The 25,531-nt window shown below is 39.6% G+C and carries 20 protein-coding genes and 1 riboswitch; of the genes, 2 read left to right on the forward strand and 18 right to left on the reverse strand.

Annotated features, from left to right (window positions below):
- Positions 1 to 421: 421 nt before the first annotated feature.
- Positions 422 to 2,245, reverse strand: a complete 1,824-nt coding sequence (locus tag N782_RS10570; RefSeq protein ID WP_084103056.1) for an alkaline phosphatase — start codon at positions 2,243 to 2,245, stop codon at positions 422 to 424.
- 134 nt (positions 2,246 to 2,379) lie between these two features.
- Positions 2,380 to 4,107, reverse strand: a complete 1,728-nt coding sequence (locus N782_RS10575) for a nitrilase-related carbon-nitrogen hydrolase (protein ID WP_036819367.1) — start codon at positions 4,105 to 4,107, stop codon at positions 2,380 to 2,382.
- Between the two features lie 182 nt (positions 4,108 to 4,289).
- Here N782_RS10575 and N782_RS10580 point away from each other — a divergent pair, with 182 nt between their 5' ends.
- Entirely contained in the window at positions 4,290 to 5,030 is a 741-nt protein-coding gene (locus N782_RS10580) for a Cof-type HAD-IIB family hydrolase (RefSeq protein WP_036819369.1), read from the forward strand.
- Between the two features lie 102 nt (positions 5,031 to 5,132).
- On the opposite strand, the gene N782_RS10585 is transcribed toward N782_RS10580, so the two are convergent.
- The 10 genes from N782_RS10585 to N782_RS10635 all read right to left on the reverse strand — a co-directional run bounded on the left by N782_RS10585 (position 5,133) and on the right by N782_RS10635 (position 15,677).
- A complete protein-coding gene (locus tag N782_RS10585) occupies positions 5,133 to 6,749 on the reverse strand; it encodes an MDR family MFS transporter (protein ID WP_036819371.1) in 1,617 nt (538 codons plus the stop codon).
- 1 nt (position 6,750) lies between these two features.
- The gene (locus N782_RS10590; RefSeq protein WP_052111295.1) at positions 6,751 to 7,185 is read right to left on the reverse strand and encodes a MarR family winged helix-turn-helix transcriptional regulator; all 435 of its coding nucleotides are present in this window, start codon (positions 7,183 to 7,185) and stop codon (positions 6,751 to 6,753) included.
- A gap of 584 nt (positions 7,186 to 7,769) precedes the next feature.
- Positions 7,770 to 8,396 (reverse strand): NAD(P)-binding protein, encoded by a 627-nt coding sequence (locus tag N782_RS10595; protein ID WP_036819379.1) that lies wholly within the window; start codon positions 8,394 to 8,396, stop codon positions 7,770 to 7,772.
- Positions 8,393 to 9,124 carry a sirohydrochlorin chelatase gene (locus N782_RS10600; RefSeq protein ID WP_036819381.1) on the reverse strand — a complete coding sequence of 244 codons (732 nt, stop codon included), beginning with the start codon at positions 9,122 to 9,124 and terminating at the stop codon, positions 8,393 to 8,395. Before N782_RS10600 ends, N782_RS10595 begins: the two co-directional genes overlap by 4 nt.
- A gap of 13 nt (positions 9,125 to 9,137) precedes the next feature.
- Positions 9,138 to 9,923, reverse strand: coding sequence for a uroporphyrinogen-III C-methyltransferase (gene cobA / locus N782_RS10605; RefSeq protein WP_036819383.1), 786 nt, complete (start codon positions 9,921 to 9,923; stop codon positions 9,138 to 9,140).
- 33 nt (positions 9,924 to 9,956) lie between these two features.
- The gene (cysC, locus tag N782_RS10610; protein ID WP_036819385.1) at positions 9,957 to 10,556 is read right to left on the reverse strand and encodes an adenylyl-sulfate kinase; all 600 of its coding nucleotides are present in this window, start codon (positions 10,554 to 10,556) and stop codon (positions 9,957 to 9,959) included.
- On the reverse strand, positions 10,556 to 11,716 hold the full coding sequence (sat, locus tag N782_RS10615; protein ID WP_036819386.1) for a sulfate adenylyltransferase: 1,161 nt from the start codon (positions 11,714 to 11,716) through the stop codon (positions 10,556 to 10,558). The genes cysC and sat overlap by 1 nt, the downstream gene beginning before the upstream one ends.
- A 21-nt stretch (positions 11,717 to 11,737) precedes the next feature.
- A complete protein-coding gene (locus tag N782_RS10620) occupies positions 11,738 to 12,811 on the reverse strand; it encodes an inorganic phosphate transporter (RefSeq protein WP_036819388.1) in 1,074 nt (357 codons plus the stop codon).
- Positions 12,812 to 12,834: 23 nt separating this feature from the next.
- Positions 12,835 to 13,554 carry a phosphoadenylyl-sulfate reductase gene (locus N782_RS10625; protein ID WP_036819390.1) on the reverse strand — a complete coding sequence of 240 codons (720 nt, stop codon included), beginning with the start codon at positions 13,552 to 13,554 and terminating at the stop codon, positions 12,835 to 12,837.
- Between the two features lie 96 nt (positions 13,555 to 13,650).
- Positions 13,651 to 13,758, reverse strand: a riboswitch (SAM riboswitch).
- A gap of 1,007 nt (positions 13,759 to 14,765) precedes the next feature.
- On the reverse strand, positions 14,766 to 15,677 hold the full coding sequence (locus N782_RS10635) for an AEC family transporter (RefSeq protein WP_036819393.1): 912 nt from the start codon (positions 15,675 to 15,677) through the stop codon (positions 14,766 to 14,768).
- Positions 15,678 to 15,989: 312 nt separating this feature from the next.
- Between N782_RS10635 and N782_RS10640 the strand changes: the two genes are divergently transcribed.
- Positions 15,990 to 17,162 (forward strand): DUF2515 family protein, encoded by a 1,173-nt coding sequence (locus N782_RS10640; RefSeq protein WP_237582643.1) that lies wholly within the window; start codon positions 15,990 to 15,992, stop codon positions 17,160 to 17,162.
- Between the two features lie 55 nt (positions 17,163 to 17,217).
- On the opposite strand, the gene N782_RS10645 is transcribed toward N782_RS10640, so the two are convergent.
- The 6 genes from N782_RS10645 to N782_RS10670 form a co-directional block, all read right to left on the reverse strand.
- Positions 17,218 to 18,444, reverse strand: coding sequence for a CHAD domain-containing protein (locus tag N782_RS10645; RefSeq protein ID WP_036819399.1), 1,227 nt, complete (start codon positions 18,442 to 18,444; stop codon positions 17,218 to 17,220).
- A gap of 119 nt (positions 18,445 to 18,563) precedes the next feature.
- Positions 18,564 to 20,051 (reverse strand): DUF7305 domain-containing protein, encoded by a 1,488-nt coding sequence (locus tag N782_RS10650; protein ID WP_036819400.1) that lies wholly within the window; start codon positions 20,049 to 20,051, stop codon positions 18,564 to 18,566.
- 6 nt (positions 20,052 to 20,057) lie between these two features.
- On the reverse strand, positions 20,058 to 20,477 hold the full coding sequence (locus N782_RS10655; protein WP_036819402.1) for a PilW family protein: 420 nt from the start codon (positions 20,475 to 20,477) through the stop codon (positions 20,058 to 20,060).
- The gene (locus N782_RS20730; RefSeq protein WP_052111296.1) at positions 20,478 to 20,915 is read right to left on the reverse strand and encodes a type IV pilus modification PilV family protein; all 438 of its coding nucleotides are present in this window, start codon (positions 20,913 to 20,915) and stop codon (positions 20,478 to 20,480) included.
- A gap of 231 nt (positions 20,916 to 21,146) precedes the next feature.
- Positions 21,147 to 23,063, reverse strand: coding sequence for a glycoside hydrolase family 13 protein (locus tag N782_RS10665; RefSeq protein ID WP_052111297.1), 1,917 nt, complete (start codon positions 23,061 to 23,063; stop codon positions 21,147 to 21,149).
- Positions 23,064 to 23,085: 22 nt separating this feature from the next.
- A complete protein-coding gene (locus N782_RS10670; RefSeq protein ID WP_036819465.1) occupies positions 23,086 to 25,524 on the reverse strand; it encodes a glycogen/starch/alpha-glucan phosphorylase in 2,439 nt (812 codons plus the stop codon).
- Between the last annotated feature and the right edge of the window lie 7 nt (positions 25,525 to 25,531).

Below are 25,531 nucleotides of genomic sequence, written 5' to 3' on the forward strand. Positions count from 1 at the left end.
GAAAAGAGAGGTCATAATTCCAAGCTAAGCTTTGTCATAACGTATTATGCATTCCTGCTCGTTAAATCAATCCATATCTCCGTTCTTCCCAACAATAGCAAAGGTGGCCTGGGAACGACGAGACTCCCGCCGGAGAAAGAGGTAGGCAAGATCCCCTGAGGGCGTTCTTCCCGAAGGTAGCTTGCCAGCTCGCCGGCAGGACGCGAGTTGTTCCCAGGCCACCTTTATTCCATCTAAAGCAACGGAAAAATCCCTCCATCCCAAATTATCTCGAATCCAAGTCTTCCAAATTATGCTTCTTATCTTGAATAAAACTATTTAGATTAGTTGATTCCAAAATCAACACCAATCTTTTACATAGCCATAAACTAAAAAAGCCTCAGACAATATCGTCTGAGGCTAAACTTACAGGTTAATGAAATTAATTACTCAAAGCTCTATGAAGGAAGATAGAGAACTTCACGCGAGGTACGTTGTCGTTTGCTGTATATTCCACTTCTGTGAAGATACCAGCATCTTTCATTGTCTCGACATTCTCTTCAAAAGAACCAGTTTCGCCAAGGTCTAGCGTGTCTACGAATAGTTCCGCTAATTTTCCAAACGTTAAGTCGCCTTCCATTTCTACTTCTACTTCTTCATCTGTAGAATTTTCTAGTAGAATTTGCGCTTGGCGTACAGTAATTTTATTTTGCGGTTTGAATGTATTGTCCATGAAACCATGAATGATGTCCTTCATGACTAGATCTTGTACTTCTTCAAAGCCAAAGTCGTCCTTATCAAAATCTTTGAATTTCACATGGTCTTTCTTACCGTGATCGTCATCATCTTTGCCATGGTCATCCTTATCATGATCATCACGTGCTTTGTCATCTTCTAACACCTTGAAGATACTCTTAGCTTGATCAGTATTATCTGTCATACCCATGAACATTTCTTTGCCTGGTCCATATGCATATACTTGTACGTCTACACCTGTGTGGCCGCCAGTTGTCCAGCCTGCACGAGCACGAACGTTAAAGATTTCTGCAACTGCATCGGACACGGCATAACTATTCTCATCTAATTGATCTTTCGCTTCTTCTACAGATTGGGCTTCTTCGTCGGTAATTTCAAATTCTGTGTATTCGTTCAAGATTTCTTTTACATTTGCGCCATTCTCAATCTTTTCAGCAAAGAAGTCTGGAGTTCGCTTCACATCTTTGATTGCCTGCGGATTAAATTTGTATGGCCCACCACGACCGATACTTAAGCCACCTGTTGAGTGGTCAGCAGTAGCAACAACTAATGTATGCTTGTCCTTTTTCGCGAATTCAATCGCTGCATTAAAGGCTTTTTCAAAGTCTTCCATTTCGCTCATTGCACCTACGATATCGTTTCCGTGGCCTGCCCAGTCAATTTGACTTCCTTCTACCATAAGGAAGAAGCCGTCTTCGTCTTTTTTCAGGCGCTCAATTGCACTTGTTGTCATTTCTTCTAGGGATGGAATTCCTTCTGTACGGTCTTTCATTTTAGGAAGACCCACAGGTGCGAATAAACCAAGTACTTGTTCATTGTCGTCGTTTTCTAGCTCTTCACTTGTTGTTACATAGCTATAACCGTCCTCTTGGAACTCTTCCGTAAGATCACGGTCTTCACGGTCAAAATAGTTCGTTCCGCCTCCAAGGAGCACATCGACTTTATGCTCCCCATCAATCATTTCATCATAATAATCATCTGCTATTTCATTGTAGTTATCACGACTAACATTGTGTGTACCATAGGAAGCAGGTGTCGCGTGGTTGACATGGGACGTTGCTACAAGTCCCGTAGATTTACCGTTTTCTTTCGCCTGCTCTAGTACTGTCTCTACTTCAGATTCATCATTATCAACCGCAACAGCACCATTATACGTTTTAATGCCTGATGACATCGACGTCGCTGCTGCTGCAGAGTCTGTTATATTCTCCTCAGGGTCGTCCGCATTTGTTTTTTGCATTCCAACTAAGTATGGGTCAAAACCAGTAGGCTCCATCATTTCCGTAGACGGGTCATCTTTTAAGTAACGATATGCCGTTGTATAAGAAGGTCCCATTCCGTCACCAATCAAAAAGATAACATTTTCAATCTTATGTTGTTTGTTCTCCTTATGTTTTTTGTCCTTATGATCATCTGCACTTACAGATGATACTCCCGTAAATCCGCTAAGTACCATTGATGTTGCCGCAACAATTGACAATACTTTCAAGGATAGCTTATTTTTTCGCAATGAAATTCCCCTCCCATATTTTGAATACAGTTGTAAGAATAACATGATAGCGCTTTAAATGTTTTAATTTTCCGTAAATTATGTGTAACATTGTAAAATTTGAGAAAATATTGTCAGCACGATTGTCCCACTCTCTATAAGAAGGGAGGGACTTTCGTAACAAGCGGCTTATAATAGGAAGTTCGCCTCGTTAAAATTAATTTTTCCTGATCCAACCACCAGTCCGTCTTCATCGTTTGGAATTGATTGACTAACACTTCCTCTTGGTTGTCAGAAGCAATGACCGTTTGATCGTGCACATAATTTTGATCAAGGTTATAGATAGCACTGCGTCCTTTAAAGTCATAGGAGGTACCGATGAAATTCGCAACAATTGTATAAGCCTGCGCTCCTTTAGCGACAGCATCCCATGTAGAGACAGTTCCTTTTGGATAGGGGCGGGGGAAAATTTGTTGGCTCATAGATAACTCAACTCCGTGCTCGCCATTCCAACTTGCTGGGATACAAATCATATCCGCTCGTTTTACTGCTAAAACAGAAGCGACTTCTGGAAACGTAGCATCATATCCAATCATCATCCCGATACGTCCAAATCCATTCACTGGTGTCACAAAGATTCGATTACCTGGCGTAGCCCACTTATCATCATGTTCATTTAAATGAATCTTACGATGTTTGCCGATGACTTCTCCATCTGGACTAATTAAAATGGCAGCATTATAAAAGTGGGGCGTCTCTTGTTCAGCAAATCCAAACACGATATAGGATTTCACCTCACGTGCTAGCTGCTTCATCTCCTGTATGGTAGGTCCGTCATCGGTTTCTGCAAATGGTTGAATGTCTTGCTTTTTAGATGTCTGAACAGGTCCAAGGAGTGATAACTCAGGCAAAACGATTAAATTGACGTCATCCTCTACTTTTTCTCTAACCAGCTTTTTTACCTTACTAAGATTAGCTTGTTTATCTCCAATGATAGGTTCATATTGAATGGTAGCTGCTTTAATAGACCGAGAGTGTGTATTTTTCGTATAATCCCATGGACCTAAAAATAGCATCAGCTCTTTATACGCATCCATTCTACGCTCCAGCATTCTACTTTTAGCAGGATTGTGATAGTCACTCTTACCGATAGTTCCATAGAGAATAGAGAGCGAATCTCCCGTATCTTCACTCGTAAACGGGGCTTCTGCAATCTTTTCACCACTAGGTGCCCAAATAGCACTGGCCCCTATCATATTAAAATCTTCTTCTTTATCAGAACGATTCGCGCTCACAATGTATAGGCCATTCATTTCCGCCCAATGTTGAAGCATCGAGATAGAAGCCCCTGAAGAGTTGGTCGGGAAGCATAAGATATCCGCTCCATTCACTGCCGCAAGACGAGCAGATTCCAAATACGTAGCGTCCTGACATATAATCATCGCTATATTACCGATTTCTGTTTCAAATACGGGACAACCAATATCTCCCCAGCATGACCAGTAATTCTCGACGACCCATTGATGAATTTTTCGATACTTCCCAATATATCCATCAGGACCAACTAAAGCTGCCGAATTATAGTAGAGACCTGTTTCACTATCCACCTCAGCCATTCCAATGACAATATAGGTATGATATTCTTTAGCGATTTCACTAAACTGATCTGTAGTCAGTCCAGGGATTGTATCAACATATGGAGATATAGCAGAACGATCAAGATAGTGATACCCTGTTGTAGCCATCTCAGGCGTTACAATCAGATCCGCTCCATGTTCCGCTGCCTCCCGAACTAGCCCTTTTAACTCCTTAATATTGGCATTTCGACGGTTTAATTTCGGATTGAATTGAACTGCAGCAACTTTTCTCTGTTGGTGTGGCATGGTTTCTCCCTCCATTTTCCATTCGTTTATGTTAATACTACTGGAGAATGGAAAAGGTGTAAAAGATTCAAGGACAATAGAATACATAAAACATGTTCTTGCTCTTAACCCTACCCGTATTAAGATTTTTGTATTAGAATAAGAGTGGTCATTTGTTGGACAAAAAGGAGGACAAGAATCACATGCACAAAGATATTAAATTAATTGCCATAGATATGGATGGTACATTATTAAATAAACATCATGAAATCTCAGAGGAAAATCAAAATGCCATTCATAAAGCGAAAGAACAAGGCATTCATGTCGTCATCAGCACAGGTAGAGCCTTGTCCACCTGTAAAGATATTATTACGACGCTTGGGGAATCTGCCTACCTTGTTACCATCAATGGTGGCGAAATATACGACCAGGATTTTAACCTCGTTGAACGGAATATTCTTCCTATGGAAGATGTTCAGCACTTATGGGAACTGACCAATCGCCACAATGTAGCTTTCTGGTCCTCAACAGTTCAAGGCCGATTCAGTAGTAAATTCCCTTTCGAAAAAGCAGTAGAGGAGTATGACTGGATTAAATATGGTTTTGAGATACATGATGATGAACTTCGCGAAACCGTTATGAATGAAATCAAAGAAAAAGGTACATTTGAAGTAACGAACTCAAGCTTAACCAATATCGAAGTAAACCCAATAGGAATTAATAAAGCTACTGCACTTCGAAAAGTGTCCAAGTGGCTGGACCTTTCCATGGAAAACGTGATGGCCATTGGAGACAGCTTAAATGATATCGCGATGATTCACGAGGCTGGCTATGGTGTAGCAATGGGCAATGCGCAAGATGTTGTGAAAGAAGAAGCAAACTGGGTTACGGCTACAAATGAAGAGCATGGTGTAGCAAAAGCTATAGAAGCCATCTTGAAATAAGACACTAAAAAGCCCCACTGAAGGTAGTAGTACATCAGTGGGGCTGCTTTGTTTATTTGCTGAAATCTGGGTAGATAGAAAAAACCATTTGTTTTTCGTATATTAAACAGTAGCTTCAGACTCTTGAACACTTCTTTCTTGAGTATTCTCATTAGCCGATTCTTCATCTGTTTTATTTGTCATTCGTAAAGGAATTTCCTTAAGGAATAATATAAGCACAAACGCTACACCTAAAATAAACGTCCCAAATAGGAAAGACCCACCTAATGCAGTGCTTAACACAACCTGCACCTTATCAATGACCTGGTTAAATACAGGTAACATTTCACTAGGGACGGTTTCTTTAATCTGATTGATCTTATCTGGATCCATTAATACTTGAGGATTTTCCATTGCCTTCATGTTGTCTAACTGAGCGGTTTGGCCAGATGAAATCGATAAGTCTTGCATTTCATTAGCCATTATACGATTCATAATAGCCCCCATGATCGATACTCCAATCGTTCCTCCCGCTTGCCGGAAGAACTGCGAAGCCGATGTAGCTACACCCAAATATTTATAATCAACAGCGTTTTGCACGGTTAACGTTAAGACAGGGAAGCTCAATCCTAAACCGAATCCGACAATCATCAAGTTACGCACCGCGCCAACTAATGTCGTCTCCACGGTCATCTGTGACATCGAGAACATCCCTATTCCCATAATGAGTAAACCAGCAATGGCGAAGATTTTATATCGACCCGTTTTCGTAATGAGTTGACCACCTACTGTACTTGTGATGACCATACTAAGCATCATCGACATCATTACAAACCCTGATTTCGTAGCTGAAATACCCATAACGCCTTGAATAAAGAACGGCATATACATAATAGCACCAAACATGCCCATCCCCATTAATAGGCCACTAACATTTGAGATTGAAAAGATACTATTCTTAAACAAGTGTAGCGGAATGATAGGATTTTTCGCTCTCTGTTCCACAAAAATAAACACACTTAACGCTACTACAGACCAACTAAACAAGCCAATAATTACTGCAGAATCCCATGCATACGTCTCCCCAGCCCATGAAAAGGCTAATAACAACGGTGTAATGGTGGATGCTAAAATAATGGCTCCTAGGTAATCAACCGTTGTTTTTTCGTTTGATTTGATGTTCGGGAACATTTTATAAATCATGATAAATGCAACAATACCAAACGGTAGGAAGACCCAGAATACCCAATTCCACTTAAACGTATCAACAATATAACCACCTAATGTTGGTCCAAACACACTGGAGAGTCCAAATACCGACGCCATCAGCCCTTGCCAACGCCCGCGCTCGCGTGGAGGGAATAAATCCCCGATAGCTGTGAAGGCTGTCGACATAATCATACCGCCTCCAAAGCCTTGAATGCCGCGGTAGATAATTAATTGATAGATATTCACAGATGTTCCGCATAATAATGCTCCTACAATAAACACGCCAATTCCGACTAGAATAAACGGTTTTCTTCCATACGTATCGGAAAGTTTACCAACTAGAATAGCTGTAAGACTTGTCGTTAACATGTAAATCGTAAAGACCCAGCTAAAATAGTCCATTCCTCCAATATCCGCTACAATGACGGGTAACGCTGTTCCAACTATAGTTTGATTCAACGCTGCAAATAGCATCGCTGCCATGATGGCAATCATGATGGTCACTTTTTGTCTATGTTCCAGATGCTCCACGTTACTTCTCCTCCTTATTCAAAAGCAGCTTATAAATGCGAATAAGCTCTGTAAGATCCTCTTTTGATAATGGTTCAAAACGTTGGTGCATATACTGTTCTCGGATACCCTCCAAATGCGTAAGCACCTCACTGCCTTTCTCAGTAAGAGCCAATACCACTACTCTTCTATCACTTGTTGATCGTTCACGTGTAATAAGTTCCTTCTCAACGAGCCTATCTGTAACAGACGTAGCGTGACTTTTGGAAACATTCAACGTAGATGCAAGTGTCGATACATTCTCGTTACTTGATTCATTTATCATACGTAAAAAAGCAACATCACTATTGGTAAATCCTTCACCAAGCTGCTCATTCATTTCTTTCCGAAAATCTCTAATAAACATTCGCATGGTAACTTCCAGTTCAGAAATCAGCTTCATTTTCTCTTGATCCAATCATAAACTTCCCTTCTCGATATATTCACTCCATTAATAGTAAACCTGGTTAACTATTTTTGCAAGTAATATATATCAAAAGAGGGAAGGCTTGATAAACGGGTTACAGATGGTTCTAGATTCGGATAAATTACTCTGGTTTGCGCGTTCGCTCCAATATTTGAAAAGTCGCTCCTGTTTTTACATTCTCGCTCCTATTATGAAATTGTTGCTCCGATTTCTGCCTTTCTTGCTCCTATTTTCAAAATCTCGCTCAAAAGTCAGCTTTCTTCGCCCATACCTCGAAACCTCGCTCCAGTGCCAGAAACAAACAGAACAAAAGCGCAAGCGCCCTGCTAGCGACGTACAAACTGGACGGCTCCGTATGAGATAAAGGAAACACGAAGAGCGGTAGCGATTCGATGTTGACTTATCGTAAGGAGGAGCAGGAAGTTTGCTAGTCGCTGGGCGCTGGAGCTGGAGCTGGACGTGGCCACATCACTTTTTTAGTTATACACATGCATTGAATTTTTATAATTTCCTAAGCAATAAAAAAACCACTCTACAAAAGAGTGGTTCCACCTTTCCCGATACTAAAAATCAACTTACTCATCCTGCAAATACTCAAATTCGAGTTGGTACAAGAAGTGTTGACGCTTGGAGGGAGATGTTCGATATTCATCCTCGAGAACTTGCTCAAGGAGTTGATGCTTCGTTTCATGATTCAGATTGGAATGTTGAAGATGACGGCGGACGTCATGTAAAAAGTCAACATACGCTTCATATGACTCGTCATATTTTCGTGTGAGCTCTTGCTTAATCTGCTTGGTAAGCTTTGGACTTGCGCCTTCTGTTGAAACAGCGATCGTCAGTTTACCTCTTTTGATACTAGAAGGGATGATGGTATTTCCAGCGGCAGATTCATCTGCTCGATTGACTAACTGATGATCTGCTGCTTCCTTGCTAATCCAATCATTGACTTCCTTGCTGTCTGTCGCCGCAATCACCAAAAAAGCCCCCTCCAAATCACTCGGCTCAAAAGTCTTTCGTTCAACGCTAATAGCATCTACACGTTCCAGCGCTTCAATGTCTGAATCCACTGTCGAGGCAACAACCTGAATCCTCGCGCCTGTATCTTGTAAGCCAGCAATCTTTCTATAGGCAATGGCTCCACCACCTACAACGAGAACTTTTTTGTTCGTAAGATTCAACATAACTGGATAGGAACTCATGTACTTATCGCCTCGTACACCCGATCTCGTAAAACTTCACGAAGGTTGGGGTGATAGCCAAGGTAGTTACATAGGATAAAAGGCTGTGGAGAGGATAGCTTTTCTATCGCTTCTGTCATTTCTTGCATGAGAACCCCCGTGAATAGCAAATAAGGAACAACAAATACACGTTTAGCCTCTGAAGCTTTAGCTTGTTCTAGCCCTTCTGCAAAGGTAGGATGAGCCGCAGCAAGGTAGCAGGTTTCCACCTTATGTATCTTGGTCTTTTCTTTCACATAGGATTCAATCTCTCGAAAGTTTTCCTTAACCGCTTCATCACTACTACCCCTACCTACAAGTAGAATCATATCCTCTTCACTAAGCTCACTATCCTGCTCATGGATACGTTCTAGTAAAATATCAACAATGCGCTCATGTACACCAAATGGTGCGCCATACTGAAATTGTATCGAAGGGTTAGACTGCTTTATAGGCTCAAGCTCCTCTGGAATATCGTGCTTGGCGTGATTAGCAGAAAGTAATAGTATCGGTATTACCGCAACCTTTGTCGCGCCTTTATTGATACACGTTTGTACCCCTTCTTCAATCGTAGGATGAGCTAGCTCCAAAAAGCATACCTCTTGTATTGGTTCATCAACGGTTTCCATGCACTGCTCAATGAAGGATACAGCTTGTCGTCTTCCCTCTGCCACTCGACTTCCGTGGCACACATAAAGTACAGCTTGCATTGCCAACCTCTCCTTAGTTTACATTTGCCACTATCGCTTGTTCATCCTGCTCCTCTAGTAGCTTCTCATACCAGCTAATGCTATCACGGAATCTTACAACTTCTCCAACAATAATCATACTTGGATTTTTGACTTCGTCTCGTTTTGCATCTTCAGCAATGGTGGCTAAAGTTCCTGTCGTCACCTTTTGCTCGTGGGTGGTACCCCAATGAATGAGCGCTACAGGGGTTGAAAAGCTACGTCCGTACTTGGTTAGTTTTTCAACGATATAAGGAAGATTCTTTACTCCCATATAAATGGCTAACGTATCAATTCCTTTCGCCAAACTTTCCCAGCGCAGCTCTTCGTCCTCTCCTTCTTTCTGATGACCGGTAACAAATGCAAATGTAGAGCCAAGTTCACGATGGGTTACTGGGATACCAGCGTAAGCAGGTGCTGCGATTCCAGATGTAATGCCAGGAACGACTTCAAAAGTAACACCGTTTTTGGCTAGGGCTTCCGCTTCTTCGCCGCCACGTCCATAAACAAATGGGTCGCCTCCTTTTAATCTCGTAACCACCTTACCTTTACGAGCATGCTTCACCAGGAAGTGATTAATCGTATCTTGTTGTAATGCATGATGATTCGGAAGCTTCCCACAATAGATTAGCTCCACATCTTCTTTGGCATGTTCCAATAACTCTGTATTAATAAGGCGATCGTATAAAATAACATCTGCCTGCTGAATGCATTTTAGTCCCTTCACGGTAATAAGATCTGCATCCCCAGGTCCAGCACCTACAAGATATACCTTCCCCATCTAATGGCCCCCTTTATGATTTGCTTTTACTTATTAGATATATTGCTGGTCATGTAAATATGCAATAATTTGGTCACTGCATGCTTCCACGGAGTCGTTCTCCGCATCTACTACAATCTCAGGTGATTCCGGTGCTTCATAAGGAGAATCAATACCAGTGAAGTTTTTGATTTCCCCTTGTTTCACTTTCTTATAAAGTCCTTTTGGATCACGCTTTTCGCATTCAGCTAACGAGCATTTCACATGAATCTCGATGAATTCATCTTCTCCAACAAGCTCACGCACCGCATTTCGATCTTCTTGAAAAGGAGAGATAAAGGCTGTAATGGCAAATTGACCACTATCAATAAATAGTTTGGCTACTTCACCTATTCTTCTAATGTTTTCTTTGCGATCCTCTTCACTGAAGCCAAGATCCTTATTCAAGCCATGGCGTACATTGTCACCATCGAGGACAAAATGTTGAATAGATTCATCAAATAGCTTTAAAGAAACAGCATTAGCAATAGAGGATTTACCTGCCCCAGAAAGGCCTGTAAACCAAAGGATGGCACTTTTATGTCCATTTTTCCGATGACGGAGATCTTTCGTGATAGTAGATGCATGCCAAGTTAAATTTCGTTGTTCGCTCATTACTCTTTTCCTCCTGTTTGGACCGTATCCTGTTTCATCCCTTTGATTAATGTTTCGACTACCTCTGGTCTACTGAACTCTGAAGGTAATTTTTCACCACGCTGTAGCTTCTCTCTCACTTTTGTACCGGACAGAATCATATGATGCTCTTTATCGTGTGGGCATGTTTTGTTAGAGGCCATTCCATCACACTTTTTGCAATAGAAGCTATGTTCAAAGAACAACGTCTTAATACCTAATTCTTCTTCTGTAAAGTTTGAGAATATTTTTTGCGCGTCATAGGTTCCGTAATAATCGCCTACACCTGCATGATCTCGCCCAACTATGAAGTGGGTGCAGCCAAAGTTCTTACGCACCAATGCATGGAAGACAGCTTCTCTTGGACCTGCATAACGCATCGCTGCAGGGAAGGCACTTAAGAACACTCGATCTTTAGGATAATAGTTTTCCAGGATGACTTCATAACTTTCCATCCGAACATCAGCAGGGATATCATCAGACTTCGTTTCGCCTACCAATGGATTTAAAAATAGACCATCGACGATTTCAAGTGCGGTCTTTTGAATGTATTCATGGGCACGATGGACAGGATTTCTTGTTTGGAATCCAACGATGTTCTCCCACCCCTGTTTCGTGAAGTAATTCCTCGTCTCGACAGGGTCTTTATAATATTGCGTAAAACGCCCCTTCGGTGTTCGTTTGATTAACGTAATCGGACCACCAACATAATAATCAGGACGGTCATACACCTTTTTCACACCAGGGTGGGCAGCGTCTGTTGTTTGATACACATATTGTGCTTCTTTCGACTTATCCGGTGAAAAGATAGAATTCACGGTCAGCACACCATAGACATCCCCTTGATAGACAAGACGGATTTCATCTCCAGTGCTCAACGTATTTGCCTTCTCTTCTGTAACCGGAAGTGTAATCGGGATACTCCAAGGAAGCCCATTCTCTAACTTCATATTCTCCACCACAGATTGATAGTCTGCTTCTTCTAGAAAGCCAGTTAATGGGCTATACCCACCAATACCAATAAGCTCCAAATCACTTAATGCAATCGCATCAAGTTCAACCTCTGTTTGGATATGGGAATAAGAAAAGTCTGCATCCCATCGATTAATTAATGTTCCTCCATGCGGTACGCTCTTTGTCATTTGTAACCCTCCAATAATTAGTTAGATGCCACTACCTTGTTCATTAATCATTGCTTTTTCTTCTCGTACTGTTTTAATGAGGTACAGCGACCCTACTGTGGCCAAGAACATGCTTCCAATGGCTACAAGGGAATACATATCACTTTCTAAAAACAATTTTACTAATCCGTAAGAAAAGACTAAGGAGAATACAGGGGACACAGCCCACACCATTAACATTCTCTTGATAATACGTTTCTTGAAAAGGATCTGACCACTCTTTCCTGCTCCTACTCCCATAATGGCGGATGTCGTAATTTGTGTTAGCGGAACAGGAATTCCTAAAATAGATGCCGCTATAACAAGTCCAGCACCAATACTTGTGATGGAACATCCTTCTATCAAGGAAAAACGTGTGATTCGTTTGCCGTTTGTTTCCAGTACCTTTCCCCCAAACAACAACACACCAAGTGCTACAAAAACACCACCAATAACAGTACCTGTATTCATGGAAAGCACCCCTGCACCAATGAGTGGGCCTACCGCGTTTCCGACGTTATTCATCCCCGCTGCCACGGCTTCCAGAAAACCTGCCCCAATCAGGAGGTACGTGAATCGTTTTTGCCAATTGGGCTGATGAATGGCAGAAGAATGGTTCTCCAGAAGCTTTATACCTTTTGCAGCAAAAAGAGCTAACAAGAAAGCACAGATTGGGACCAAAATCCAAATCAATAACAGGAAGAGCAGTTTTTCAACGAATAGAATTTGACTGGCAATACCGACTCCAATGACAGCTCCGACTGTTACTTCACTAGTCGATAATGGTATGCCTAGCATATTGGCGATAAATAGGGACATGGTGGCTGAAAAAAGAATAATCAAAACAACTTTCAAATTGATAATGGAAGAAGGAATAACGCCACTTCCGATTGTTTCTGCAACTTCCTGACCACCAAAAGAAGCTCCCAATAATACACCGACACTACAAAGAATTAGCGCCATTCTTTTTTTCTCAATGGCACCAGAACCAAATGTGGTCCCCATTGCTGCTGCTGCGCCGCTTGCCCCTATGTTCATTGCAAAAAACAGTGCTACCGCAATCGCCAATACTGTCATGGATAATCTCCTTATCTATTACTCTAAGAATCGGAATGAAGACCACATTCCGTTTTGTCTGTATTTGCCCACCTCCCAGCTCGTGAGTCACCAGAATCGGTTACTTTAGCCGTACATACAGAACAGCCTATACTTGGATATCCTTGCTCATGAAGTGGATTATATGGCAGATCCTCTTTGCGCACATAATTCCAGATATCCTGCCACGTCCAATGAATTAACGGACAAACTTTAACGGCTTTAAATTTGTCATCTTTATTTAGAAAATCCGTAGATGCTCTAGAAGGAGACTGCTCTCTCCGCAAACCAGAAATCCATGCTTCCTCTTGAGATAACTCCTTCTCCAATGGGATGATTTTCCTTATGTTACAGCACTTATTCGGATTTCTTTCCCACAAAGCATCTCCATGTTCTTCTGCCTGTTCATCAAGTGTAAGGTGAGGTTTCACCATTTTGATTTGTAGTTCAGGATAACGCTCTTTCACTCGATCAATCAGTTCATATGTCTCTTTGAAGTGGATTTCTGTATCTAAGAAAATGATTCTTGCAGTCGGCTTCACTCTGGCAATCAAATCAATCATGACCATTCCTTCTACACCAAAGCTACAAGCATATACGATATCATCACCGTAATGATGATAAGACCATTCCAACACCTCTTGCGCTCCCTTTGTGGGAGTCATAATATCGAAAACAGGCTTCTCACTACTCTCCCAATTTTCATGCGTAACTGTTGTTGTCATTCCATCAACCTCCTTCGATTGATCATGATAAAAATAATCCTCTACACAAATAAATCTGCCTCCCCATTTTGGAAAGGCAGATTAACATTCAACGTTGCCTTATCTTCCAAAATGATGGTCATTTTGCTGGAATTAGCACCTTGCTTCCACAAGCAGGTTGCCGGACATCTGCGGGCCAGTTCCCTCCGTCACTCCTGATAAGAGGTATGTTCTACATGGTAAAAATAAAAGGCTCACCTATATCCCTAGTTTATTTATCGGGATTGTAGGTTTTACGGGTAAAAAAAATCGCCTTTTCATCTTTAGTATTCTTTCAACTATATGATAAAAGCAATAGGTTCTATACGTGTTTAATTATAATTTTTTGAATACTCGTAACTTTAAAGCATTTCATAAGAGATGTCAATATAGTACATGTAAAAAATGAAGAAATGTGCAAACGCCTCGCTAATTCCAAGTACCAATTTGTAATGATGATCTATAAAAAAAGCAGTTACTAGGTAAAAATGCCTAGTAACTGCTTTTTTATATTGGCTGTGTTACAGTTTATTGTTGATATAAGAATGAAACAGTTTTATGTTCTTCCATATAAGCACCATAATCTTAAATAATAACTTATGAAGCTGGACCCGTTACTTTTATGAGGAAGGGGCTGCGGTGAAATGGTTCGCTTTCCGCGGAGGAACATGCAAGCCTCCTCGTTCGGCTACGCCTCTCTGTGGGGTCTCGCATTGCCCCTTCTTCCGCAGGAGTCTCACCATTTCCCTCCGCCCATCGGTATGAGTGATAACGGATCCAACGTAGTTAGTGCTAGGTTGAGTATAATGATGTTAACAGATTGTCCTAAACTCCTTGATATCAAATGGGTTTTAGCATGTCTTACCACCCTGAATATATGCGTTAATAGTGTTGAAGCTTTCCCCTTAATCCAATTAAAAGGCAAATACCTTCCTAGATAAGTACTACAATACATAGCGTTGAATCGTTGGGAATTTGCGAGACTCCTGCGAAAAAACGATCGTGTGAAGACCCCGCAGAGAGGCGAATGCCGAACGAGGAGGCTTCACCGATTGTCCGCGGAAAGCGAGTGAATTCCCAACGATTCAACCACTAAGCACCAAAAGCCCTTATTCCATATTATGCTTCTTATCTTGAATAAAACTATTTAGATTAGTTGAATCCAAAATCAACACCAAACTTTAACAGAGCCTTTATATTAGTAAGGTCCCAACTCCCCAAAGAAGAAAGAAACTTACGATAATGGTAATGTTAGAGACAGTACCAACAAATTTACGATCATAATCAAATTCAACTGCATAAGGCAATACAGAAGCTGACATAGGAAGAATTAGTGCGATGAGAACTGTATATTTGAACATACTCTCAAATGGCAAAAACATAAACAACAAAATACCGATTCCTAGTCCAACTACGTATCTTAGTGATAGCAGTTTAATAATCTGCCTACTAGATCCTTTCGCAAAAGAGAAGTTCAAATAGATTCCAAGAAGCAATAAAGATAACGGCATATTAGCAACAGATATTGTTTCTGAAACTTGGAGGATAACAGAAGGAATAGTAACCCCTGTAAAATTCAACGTACACACTGTCACGTATGTAATTAGTGGAACAGATTTAGTTACTTTCCCTACTACATGCTTCAAATCTTTACGCTCACCTGCATCAGAATAAATGCTACCAATCACATAAATAACACCAAATACAATCAGCGCATTTCCAAAATCAAACATTCCAAAGTACTTTAATCCTTCTTTCCCCCAAATGGCCTCAACGAGCGGAAAGGCAAACAGTCCTATATTAAAACCAGGTGCCATCATCGATAGCATGCCTTTTGTCCGCTTTTCTTCGTTTTTAAAAAGAAATAAACCCAACGCCGCTTGAATTAATCCATAAACAATTGCTATTACAATTAATAGGATTAAGGAGGAATCGATTTCAATATCATGAAAGGTGACGATTAATAACGATGGCAGCGTCAGATTAAAGATAATCCTGGCTAAACCTTCCCCATCTTGCTCTTTAATTAAATTGGTTCGTTTTAAGATGTATCCAAGTGCGATGATTAAAACGGAATATAAAAACTGACTATTAAAGCTGTCCATGTAAACGTCCCCTAACTGTATATAAACTTCTCTTACCTATGAAATTTCCTATGCATTACCATATCATATTTTTGTAATTTCAGGGTTGTTTACTAGGATGAATGTACAACAAATGACAACGCGCCCTTTTATATAGGGGAGTGATTCAGTATTTTGTGACAGAAAAGTTTTTTCAGGAAAAGAGGCATAATGTGGATGACTTATTAGGTTAAGTTTCACACTTCATCTTGAAAGCAAAAAAGAACTACCTTCATGTTTTATCCTCGGACATCATACAATCTACAAACAATGCCTCTTTACCGCAGGAGGGAAGTGAGCGCCATTTCGTTCAAACAAAAAAAGCAACACTACCAAATGATTCAGGAGATGAAGGAAGAAATGAAGGGGAAGAATGTAAAAGAAAACGTCATCCCTACCCCTCCATCATCTCTATCAACGGAAGAGCAAGCGATTATCAATCGTATTACACATAAAACCCATCAATACAATAAAGACAATGTAACTCGGACAGAAGCATATCTGAATTTTTATCAAGAGTATCCAGAGATTGAATGGGCTTTGTTAGCTCATTTAGTATCTAGAAATTCGGGTTGGAATATGACTGACTTAAAGGGTGAATGCCTACCTCACTTACTATCCGAACAGGAACAAATCGACTTTTTTATGTTCCTAGAGAGAGGTAATTGGTTAATTTTTCAAGATGCCTACCCTCAATTACTGCTGTATGAAGAAAGTCAAAAGCAACAAAAACCATTATTTCATCTTTTGCCAGTTATGAACATTTCGTCCTTCATGGAAACAAATTGGCATTACTATTGGAACCATCAATCCAAAACGTTACTAACCTACGCTTTAATTACAAATGAGCAACATTATATAGAACATAGATTGGTAGACTCTCAACAAGCTCAGAAAAACGTGCTAGGGACGATTGAATTTAAGCTTCAAGAGCTATTAAGTTTAAATCATATTCTATTTCCATATCAAAAAGGTACTGAAATCATGTTAATGGGAGAAACCGTCCATCATTTCGCTTCCATCCATAAACGAATTGAGCTGGGCAAACGGTTGTACCACCTTTTATTCAAAGACAAAAGAAGACTAAAACAGGTATTATCCTGGACCTCCCAACATCCTCATACTGGATCTCGTATGGATTATTGGCCGCACTTGTTTCATCATACTAGAGATACTTCCGCTTACCCGTTACGTTTAAAAACCTACCAGTGCAAGTTGAAGCCAGGAGCTCCATTATTGTATAGCCCAAGATTACAGAACGTCTGGCAGGAAGTCAGCCATCAAGATGCTAGTATCGGTGACTGGTTCGATGATTGGGATCGAATAAATTTCTTAGCCAAACCAAAAACCTTAACGTCTGGAAAGATCAAATCCACATACTGCGAAACCATTACAAAACTCGAACTTGCAGCCCTTATGAAGAAGACTTTTTTAAGGGTAGGAGAAGATAAAAAATCGGCAAACTAAAATAGTTTGCCGATTTTTTCTGCATTACGAAAATGTTTCACGTGAAACAATATCCCTACGTTGTGGTCGTAAGCTCTTTTACTTCAACACTTTCCAATAAGTCTTCAAGCTCCTGGTTCAACTGATCTTTTACTTGTTGGATTTGTTGTTTGCTTACATCTACCTTTTTCTGATTTTGTTTGATTTCCTTTAAGAAATCACGTAAATCATTAATATCCCCGAGGTTGCGTTGTACTTCCTTATATTGTTTGGCTTTCTTTTTATAAGGTTTTCCATACATATCACCAAGGTATTTACAAATATAACGCAGTGCTTTCGCTTCAATGCGGACTGAATGGAGGGCTTTTAATGATGATTTATCATTTTTTCCATTCTCGGCTACTTCGTTATTAAATGTTTGGATTAATTCTTCAAAGGTACGTTCGTACTCGTTAAGTCTCTCATCTATCTTTAATGGTAAGAGATAATTGCGTAATTCTTGTGTTTTGAACTGTTCCCACATTTCCATAAATCCATCATCAATGATTTCGGGTAAATTTTTTGCTAGCTTCTTTTGTTGCTTTTCGCGTTTATCTTCTCGAAGTTCACTATATTGAAGGTAAACTTGTGCTCGGTCTGAATCTTCCTCTTGTTCTGCTCTTTCCTTAAAGGAATCTATGAACACATCACCTTCACGTACCTTGCCAAGACGATCATGCGCTTCTTGAATTCGTTCAATTAGCCCGTGGCCTTTTCCTACACCAATGAAAAATAGGATAGTTTCAAGGCGTCTTCCCTTCACTCGTGCTTGATGGACGTCCTCAACATCTTCAAAAGATACCGCTTTTTCACAATAGGACTTATATTGATGGACTAGCTTGTCCAACCCTTTTTGCCACTGTTCAATATAAACGGTATTCCCGGTAGATAAACAATCCTCACATAAGAATGATTCTTTCACTTCAAGTAACTGTCTTTTATTCCCACAAATGGTACATCGACTAGGGCTTTCCTGTAGCACAGCATAATCTTTTTCTATTTCTAACTCAAGCTCTTTTCCCTTCGCCCAATCAAGCTCTTTTCTGAATTGAGCAGGTATTAACAACCGACCATCTACATCTAGTCGTTTAGTGTTCTTCTTAGCCGTATTAGCTGGAGCCTTTGAAATCGAAATCCCTCTTCGTTTAGATAGAGAGTCGATAACAAGCCCTTGATTTTCAAAACCTAACGCATCACGCATTTCTTTCGGAATCACAAAGCGTCCCATTCCGTCGATTTGTAGGGTTAGCGATGTATGCTCCATGTATTCACCCCGCTCTTCGCTTATTTATACAATATTCATTTCCCTAATCTTGCAATCAATTAACATCTTTCACTCATTGAGATACCTTTGTCAATAGATACTATAAACCTGCAGATACATTAAGATACTTCTCTTACAGGTTCTTTTGTAATCATATTTTCAGGAAGTTCAGAATCACCACTAGGGATAAAAGGAAGATAACTGAGGTCTAAATCACCATCAAACCAAACATTAGTGCCACCAACTCCACTGAAATCTTTAGAAATAATTGACCCGTAAACTTTTCCTCCACCAGAAAGTACAAAACTTGCGTTTGGTGCATATAGAAGTGAAGGGGCTGCAGCTAATGCACCTCCACTTACTTTGAAATTATCACCACCAGTAAATATATGTCCTCTGAATTCTCCTCCACCACTTATATCAATGTCTGCTTTTTCTACATAAATAGAGCCATATATTTTTTGATCACCTGAAACCTTGAACTTTTTTGTCTTCTGTGAATCTGCTAAGAAAATATTAAGTTTTTTTACTTCTTCACTTCCATTTAATATACTGCCGGATCCCATAGTGATCTCCTCTTTTACATAAATCGTTAATGAACCAGTACCTTTTATATCGAGAGTTCCATTGCTTATATTCAAGTGTTCAACAACTATTGAACGATGCTGATCACCGATATTAACTGTTAGTGAATTGTTACTTGTTAACCTAATTTCATTAAACTTAACATCTTTTTCCAAAGATAGAGTGTAATCATTCACCATCCAATTATCTATTCTTAAATCTCCATCCTTGACGACTTCATATTGATTCCACTCGCTTTTTTTAACAGTCTGATTGGGATAAAGGGGAGGATTAGGGTAGCTGGGAAACGGTGGTAGTTCAAATTTCTTGGGAGATTCTACTGACTTTGGTTTAGGAACATTCATATAATGAGGTGCGTCAACTGCAATGTTTTCCGCTCCTAAAGGGACGTAAACATCACCATTTATTGATGAACCACCTTTTAATTCAATTGAATTAGCTTCTTCAGAACTTGTACCAATATTACCATTAATATTTGCTCCGCCTTTTAAAGAGATATTATTTTCAGCGTAGACTGCAATATCATTTGGGATATTGAGTGTTGATTTAGAAACCCAGCTAACATTAATAACTCTCTTTACCTTTCTGGTTCTTTGATCAATCGTTCCAGTAGATAAAATTTCATATGAACCCTTTTTTGAGAGTTCTTTTATCTCTATATTAGCCACTGGTTTCTCCCCAAATGACGTTTCAAATTGTTGGATTGTTGATTTTGAAGACTTATTATAATTATTAATGGAAGAATTTAGGTTTTGATAAAATTCTATTTCTGTTTCTGTTTTTTTATAAGATTCTTGAGATAATTTTTTTATATCTACGGTTCCTTGATTAACACCTGCTTCAGCAATATAATAGCTTGATTGAAAGTCCCTTTCTCCAGAACTCATTTTAACATTATTCATAACTAGTCCTAATAATCCCAATCCTAATAAAGATAAAACTGATAGAACTAACATAACTATTACTAGAGCAAATCCTTTTTCATTATTCATTTTGATTTGTAATAAAAACTTATTCTTCATATCCCTCTACTCCCTAACATAAATAACCGTTGATAATGATGGAGGGTTTTTTTGATTTGAAGCACTTGTTATTGTAAGGGTAATTTTTTTATCTTTTTTCTCCACATTAAATGTTTTAATATCTTCAACAAATATATGATTATTCTTCATAATTTTTTCCTTAACCAGCTTGTATTTATCGGAATCAATTGAAAGTTCATTCTCAGATACTGTTATGTTGTTAGAACGTCTGATATTTCTTGTAATAACATTAGTGGCATACCGAACAGTAGATTGTTTCTCGACTTGCTCAGATTGTTTAATATATTGCTTTTGTCCAGATATATGCACATTACCAATTAGAAGTAGTACAATCGAGAGTAATGTTATAGCTGCTAGCAATTCAACTAGAGTGACTCCTCTTTGGTTTTGTAACAACTTTATCAATTACGCTTCCTCCCATGTTAAGAGCGTTTGCATCTGTGCTTCTATATCACTGAGTGAACTGTCATTAAAAACTTCCACCTTAACATCTGTTAGGTCTCCTTTATCCTCTACAGTAATAACAACAAAATATTTCTTGCTGTTCTTTGAAAAAGTAAACCGATTCTCAGATGTTGATTCTTGTGTATAGCCAATTTGCTTCAAGGTTTTCATTCCATATTCAAAAGTGTTTGTTGTACTAACATTATAAACATTCTCCATATGTGTTTGTGCTACATAAGTAGCATCCATTATAGTCTCAGAATATTGGTTAGTTCTTGCTGTTTGTGTGAATACAGAAAGGAATGTAACGATAATAATAGATAATATAGTTATGGAGGCTAAGACTTCAATTAAAGTTAACCCTCTATTTGAAAATAACAACTTCCATTTATTATCCAATCTCAAGTCACTCTCCCTTATATAATTCATTAGTTGATATGTAATTAGAATCATGTATTTAGTAGCATCTTTATAATTATAGTAACATATAAAACTTACAAAAACTTCTTACAAATGCACGGTTTAAATATTTTTGAGTAGAAAACAGATTATATATTTCATTTAAATATGTTCAATTATGTTTACGTATGTAAAAACCCTTGACGAAACAATGTACGCCAAGGGATTATCTTAATGTATATGTCTTAACAACATACTCTCACAAGGAGCTAACGTAATCGTAAGCTTTCCCTTCTTAGTTCGGTACATACGGTGATCAAGCATATGCTGCCATCTGCCCTTTCTAATGGACAAGGTTACTTCTATTTCCTCATGATAATTACGGTTGATGAGGTATAGCATGTGTTCGTTGTTGGCTTTCTTACCAAATTCATCAACACCATTTTTCACCCAGCGCTCGAATCCATACACATCATCGTGTAAGGCATGAGGTTTAAAGCTCCCTGTTCGAAGAGCTGCATGGTTGTGCCGCCATTGACCGATCTTGGTGTACCAATGAACGAGCTCTTTCTCTTCTCTACCCCAAGGGAATGGCTTACGGTTATCAGGGTCTTTTCCACCTGTCAGGCCCGCTTCATCTCCGTAATATAAAGATGGGATACCTGGAAATGTATAAAGCCATAAGCTCAAGGCTTTGATTTGTTGCTGGATAATGTTCCTTCGATCCTCATCTGATAGGTCATCAGGCAAAAATTCATCAAGCATCGTTTTGACTCGTTCTACGTCATGACTAGACAGCATGTTCATTAAGGCATAAAAATACTCTCTAGGATAGTGCTCTCGTAACGTCTGCAAACGACGATCAAGGAAGTAAGCATCCACTTCTCCTTTGATAAAGTCTAGCATGAGCTCTCGAAGTGGATAGTTCATCACGGAGTCGAGCACACCACCAAGGAAATACTCTCTCCTTTTTCCATATGCTGATTTATTCGAGGCGTCTTCCCACACCTCACCTAATAGAACACTAGATTGATTCTCTGTTTTCAGCTGTTGATAGATTTGTCTAATCAAGTCATCCGTTAATTCATCTGCAACATCCAAGCGCCAATGGTTCATACCGGATTGTTGCCATGTTTTAATAACGCTATCTTCGTTATGAACGAGAAATTGTTGATAGCTTTCTACTTCCTTGTTTAGTGTAGGCAATGTCCCTACTCCCCACCAAGCCTCATACTCATCAGGCCAGTCATGGAAAATATACCAGTCATAATAGGGGGATGATTTGGATTGATATGCACCTAGAGAATCGTACTCATTTCGTTGATTAAAATAAATACTATTACTCCCTGTATGGCTAAATACACCATCTAACATAATTTCAATGTCACGATCTTTCGCTTCAGCGATAAGCTTTTCAAAATCTTCTTTAGTTCCTAGTAATGGATCTATCTTGTGGTAATCACCTGTATCATATCGATGGTTGCTTTCGGCTTCAAATATAGGGTTCAAGTAAATAACGGTAACCCCTAGTGATTTGATATAGTCTAATTTATGTATGATGCCTTGGATGTTCCCACCGAAAAAATCCCATCGAACGACTCCTCCATTCTCATCTCGAATGTAGTAAGGGTCATTTTCCCAATGCGTATGCATTAAGCTCGATTTTGGTGCTTTCTCTAGCTCTGGATCTCCTTCTACATGGAATCGATCAGGAAAAATTTGATACATGGTCGCATTCTTCCACCATTTAGGTGTCTCGTATTCTGGATCATATACGGTTATTTGCCAAGAAGGCGGAACGTGTTCATACATCACTCCTTCTCCACTTTCTTCAATCGATATACGTCCATAGAAAAACGTGTTATCTTCTAATACAATCTCAAAATAATACCATACCAACTGAGGTACATCTGGCATTTTAATGGTCGCTTCGAAGCTGTTGTAGTAATGCTTTTCACTATATAAATCCATTTCCTTTGTTTGTTCTTCATCTGATTTATCATAAATGTAATGAACAACAACCTTTTGGACCTGGTGATGATTATGAACATCAATCGTTAATGAAACGTTTGAGCCCTTCGGTGCAGCACCGAAAGGCTCTCTATAAGACTGTTCAAAGCTATTATGATACATGTCATGCTGTTTCACATAACGTCCTCCTTTATTGCAATCACCTTAACGTCTTCACTGGCTGTAAACGCCATATGTCTGATGCATAGGACTGAATGGTCTGATCACTTGAGAATTTTCCAGAGTGAGCAATATTAATCAAGCTTCTCTTACTCCATTCTCTTGTTTGCTTGTAATCTTCATTGATCTGCTGCTGTGCTTCTACATAGCTAGCAAAATCCTTGAGTACAAAAAACTCATCATTATAGGTGAGAAGGGCGTCATATAAATCTCTAAACTCCGTCTCCCCTTTTGAAAAAGGACTATAATGAATCAGTTGGTCTAGCGTATGACGAATACGTGCATCGGCGTCATATACCTCTTTGGATGAATACCCACCTTCTTTATAAAAGCGAAGTACTTCATTCGACCTTAGTCCAAAGGTGTACATATTCTCGTCTCCAACAACTTCATTAATCTCAATATTAGCTCCATCTAACGTACCTAATGTTAATGCACCGTTCATCATCAGCTTCATATTACCTGTTCCGGACGCTTCTTTGCTTGCAGTTGAAATTTGTTCACTAATATTGGCTGCTGGTATGATTCGTTCAGCCAGAGACACAGAATAATTTTCTAAAAAGACTACATTCAACTTGTCATTAACATCGGAATCATTATTAACGACATCGGAAATACGGTTAATGAGCTTAATGACTTTCTTAGCAAAATGATATCCAGGTGCTGCTTTGGCACCAAAGAAAAATGTTCTCGGCACCATATTTTTCGCATGGCCTGATTTAATCTCATTGTATAAATGCATGATATGGAGCGCATTGAGTAATTGGCGTTTGTATCCATGAAGTCGCTTGATATGAACATCAAATATAGAGGATGGATCAACCATAATCCCCGTTTCTTTGTGTACCCAATCTGCGAAGGCATCTTTCTTTTGTTGTTTTACATCATATAGACTATCTAAGAGGGAGGTATCTTCTTGTTTGGTTAGTAGATTTGTTAATTGCTCTGGATCTTCTTTCCATTGTTCACCAATTTGATCTGAGATGAGTTGAGATAGAGGTCTATTGGCGTGCATCAACCAACGGCGGTGCGTAATACCATTGGTTTTATTGGTGAAACGGTTTGGGAATGTCTCATAGAACGTTTTCATTTCTCGTTTTTTCAATATTTCGGTGTGAAGTTTTGCCACCCCATTAATGCTATGGCTACCCACAATAGATAAATGAGCCATTTTCACTTGCCCATCTGCAATAATGGCCAAGCTGGCAATACGGTCAAAATCTCCAGGATAGGTCTTCCATAGGGATTGGCAAAACCGTTCATTCATTTCTTCAATAATCATAAATATTCTCGGTAGTAGGTTACGAACTAAATCAACGGGCCACGTTTCAAGTGCCTCACTTAACGTTGTATGGTTGGTATAGGAGACAGTTGATTGTGTAATTTCCCATGCTTCCTCCCAGCCTAGTTCCTTCTCATCAAGAAGAATACGCATGAGTTCAGGAATCACTAACGCTGGATGTGTATCATTAATATGAAGGGCAACTTGATTTGAGAACGAAGACCAAGGTAATTCTAACTGCTCGAACTGACGGACAGCACTCTGCACACCAGCAGAAACTAGAAAATACTCCTGCTTCAAGCGCAGTGTTTTCCCTTCTTCTGTAGAATCATCAGGATATAAAAAGTCGGATATCGACTCCAACGAGCGTTGATGGTCCAGCATATTCGTAAAATCGTTTTGTTGCTTTGCCACAGTAAGCACATCGTTCTCTGTTGGCTCAGCTGACCAAAGTCTTAACGTATTAACGACTTCATTGTTATACCCTACGACAGGTACATCATAAGGAACAGCACGAAGGGTATTATAATCCTTGTAACGGAACGAAAGCTCACCTGATTTATTGTTAGTCGTTGATACATGACCGCCAAACTTTACTTCGATAGCTTCTTCTGGTCGACGCACTTCCCAAATAAATTGATCAGATAACCAATTATCTGGCAGCTCCACTTGGTAGCCATTCATAAATCGTTGATCGAACATGCCGTACCGATAGCGTAAGCCACACCCATGACCAGGTAATTCTAACGAGGCCAACGAATCTAAGAAACAGGCCGCCAACCGACCTAAGCCTCCATTGCCCAGACCTGCGTCATGCTCTTGATCTTCAATTCTAGACAACGAAAATCCGTAATCACTAAGCCCTTCTTCAACCATTTGCAGTACTTGCAAGTTGAGAAGGTTATTTCCAAGCAAACGTCCCATCAGGAACTCCATGGAAAAATAATATACTTGTTTTTCTTTCTTATTCTTATACTGCTGTTGGGTTTGAAGCCAATCTTCCCCTATCTTATCCTGTACCAGCGATCCAAGAGCTCTATAAACATCAAATTCTGTGGCATTTTCTACATGTACTCCAAGCTCTGCTTGTAGCTTTCTTGAAAAAGCTTTCTTAAACTCCTCTTTTTCGCTGAACATGATAATT

The sequence above is a fragment of the Pontibacillus yanchengensis Y32 genome, from assembly GCF_000770635.1.
Lineage (GTDB): Bacteria > Bacillota > Bacilli > Bacillales > BH030062 > Pontibacillus > Pontibacillus yanchengensis.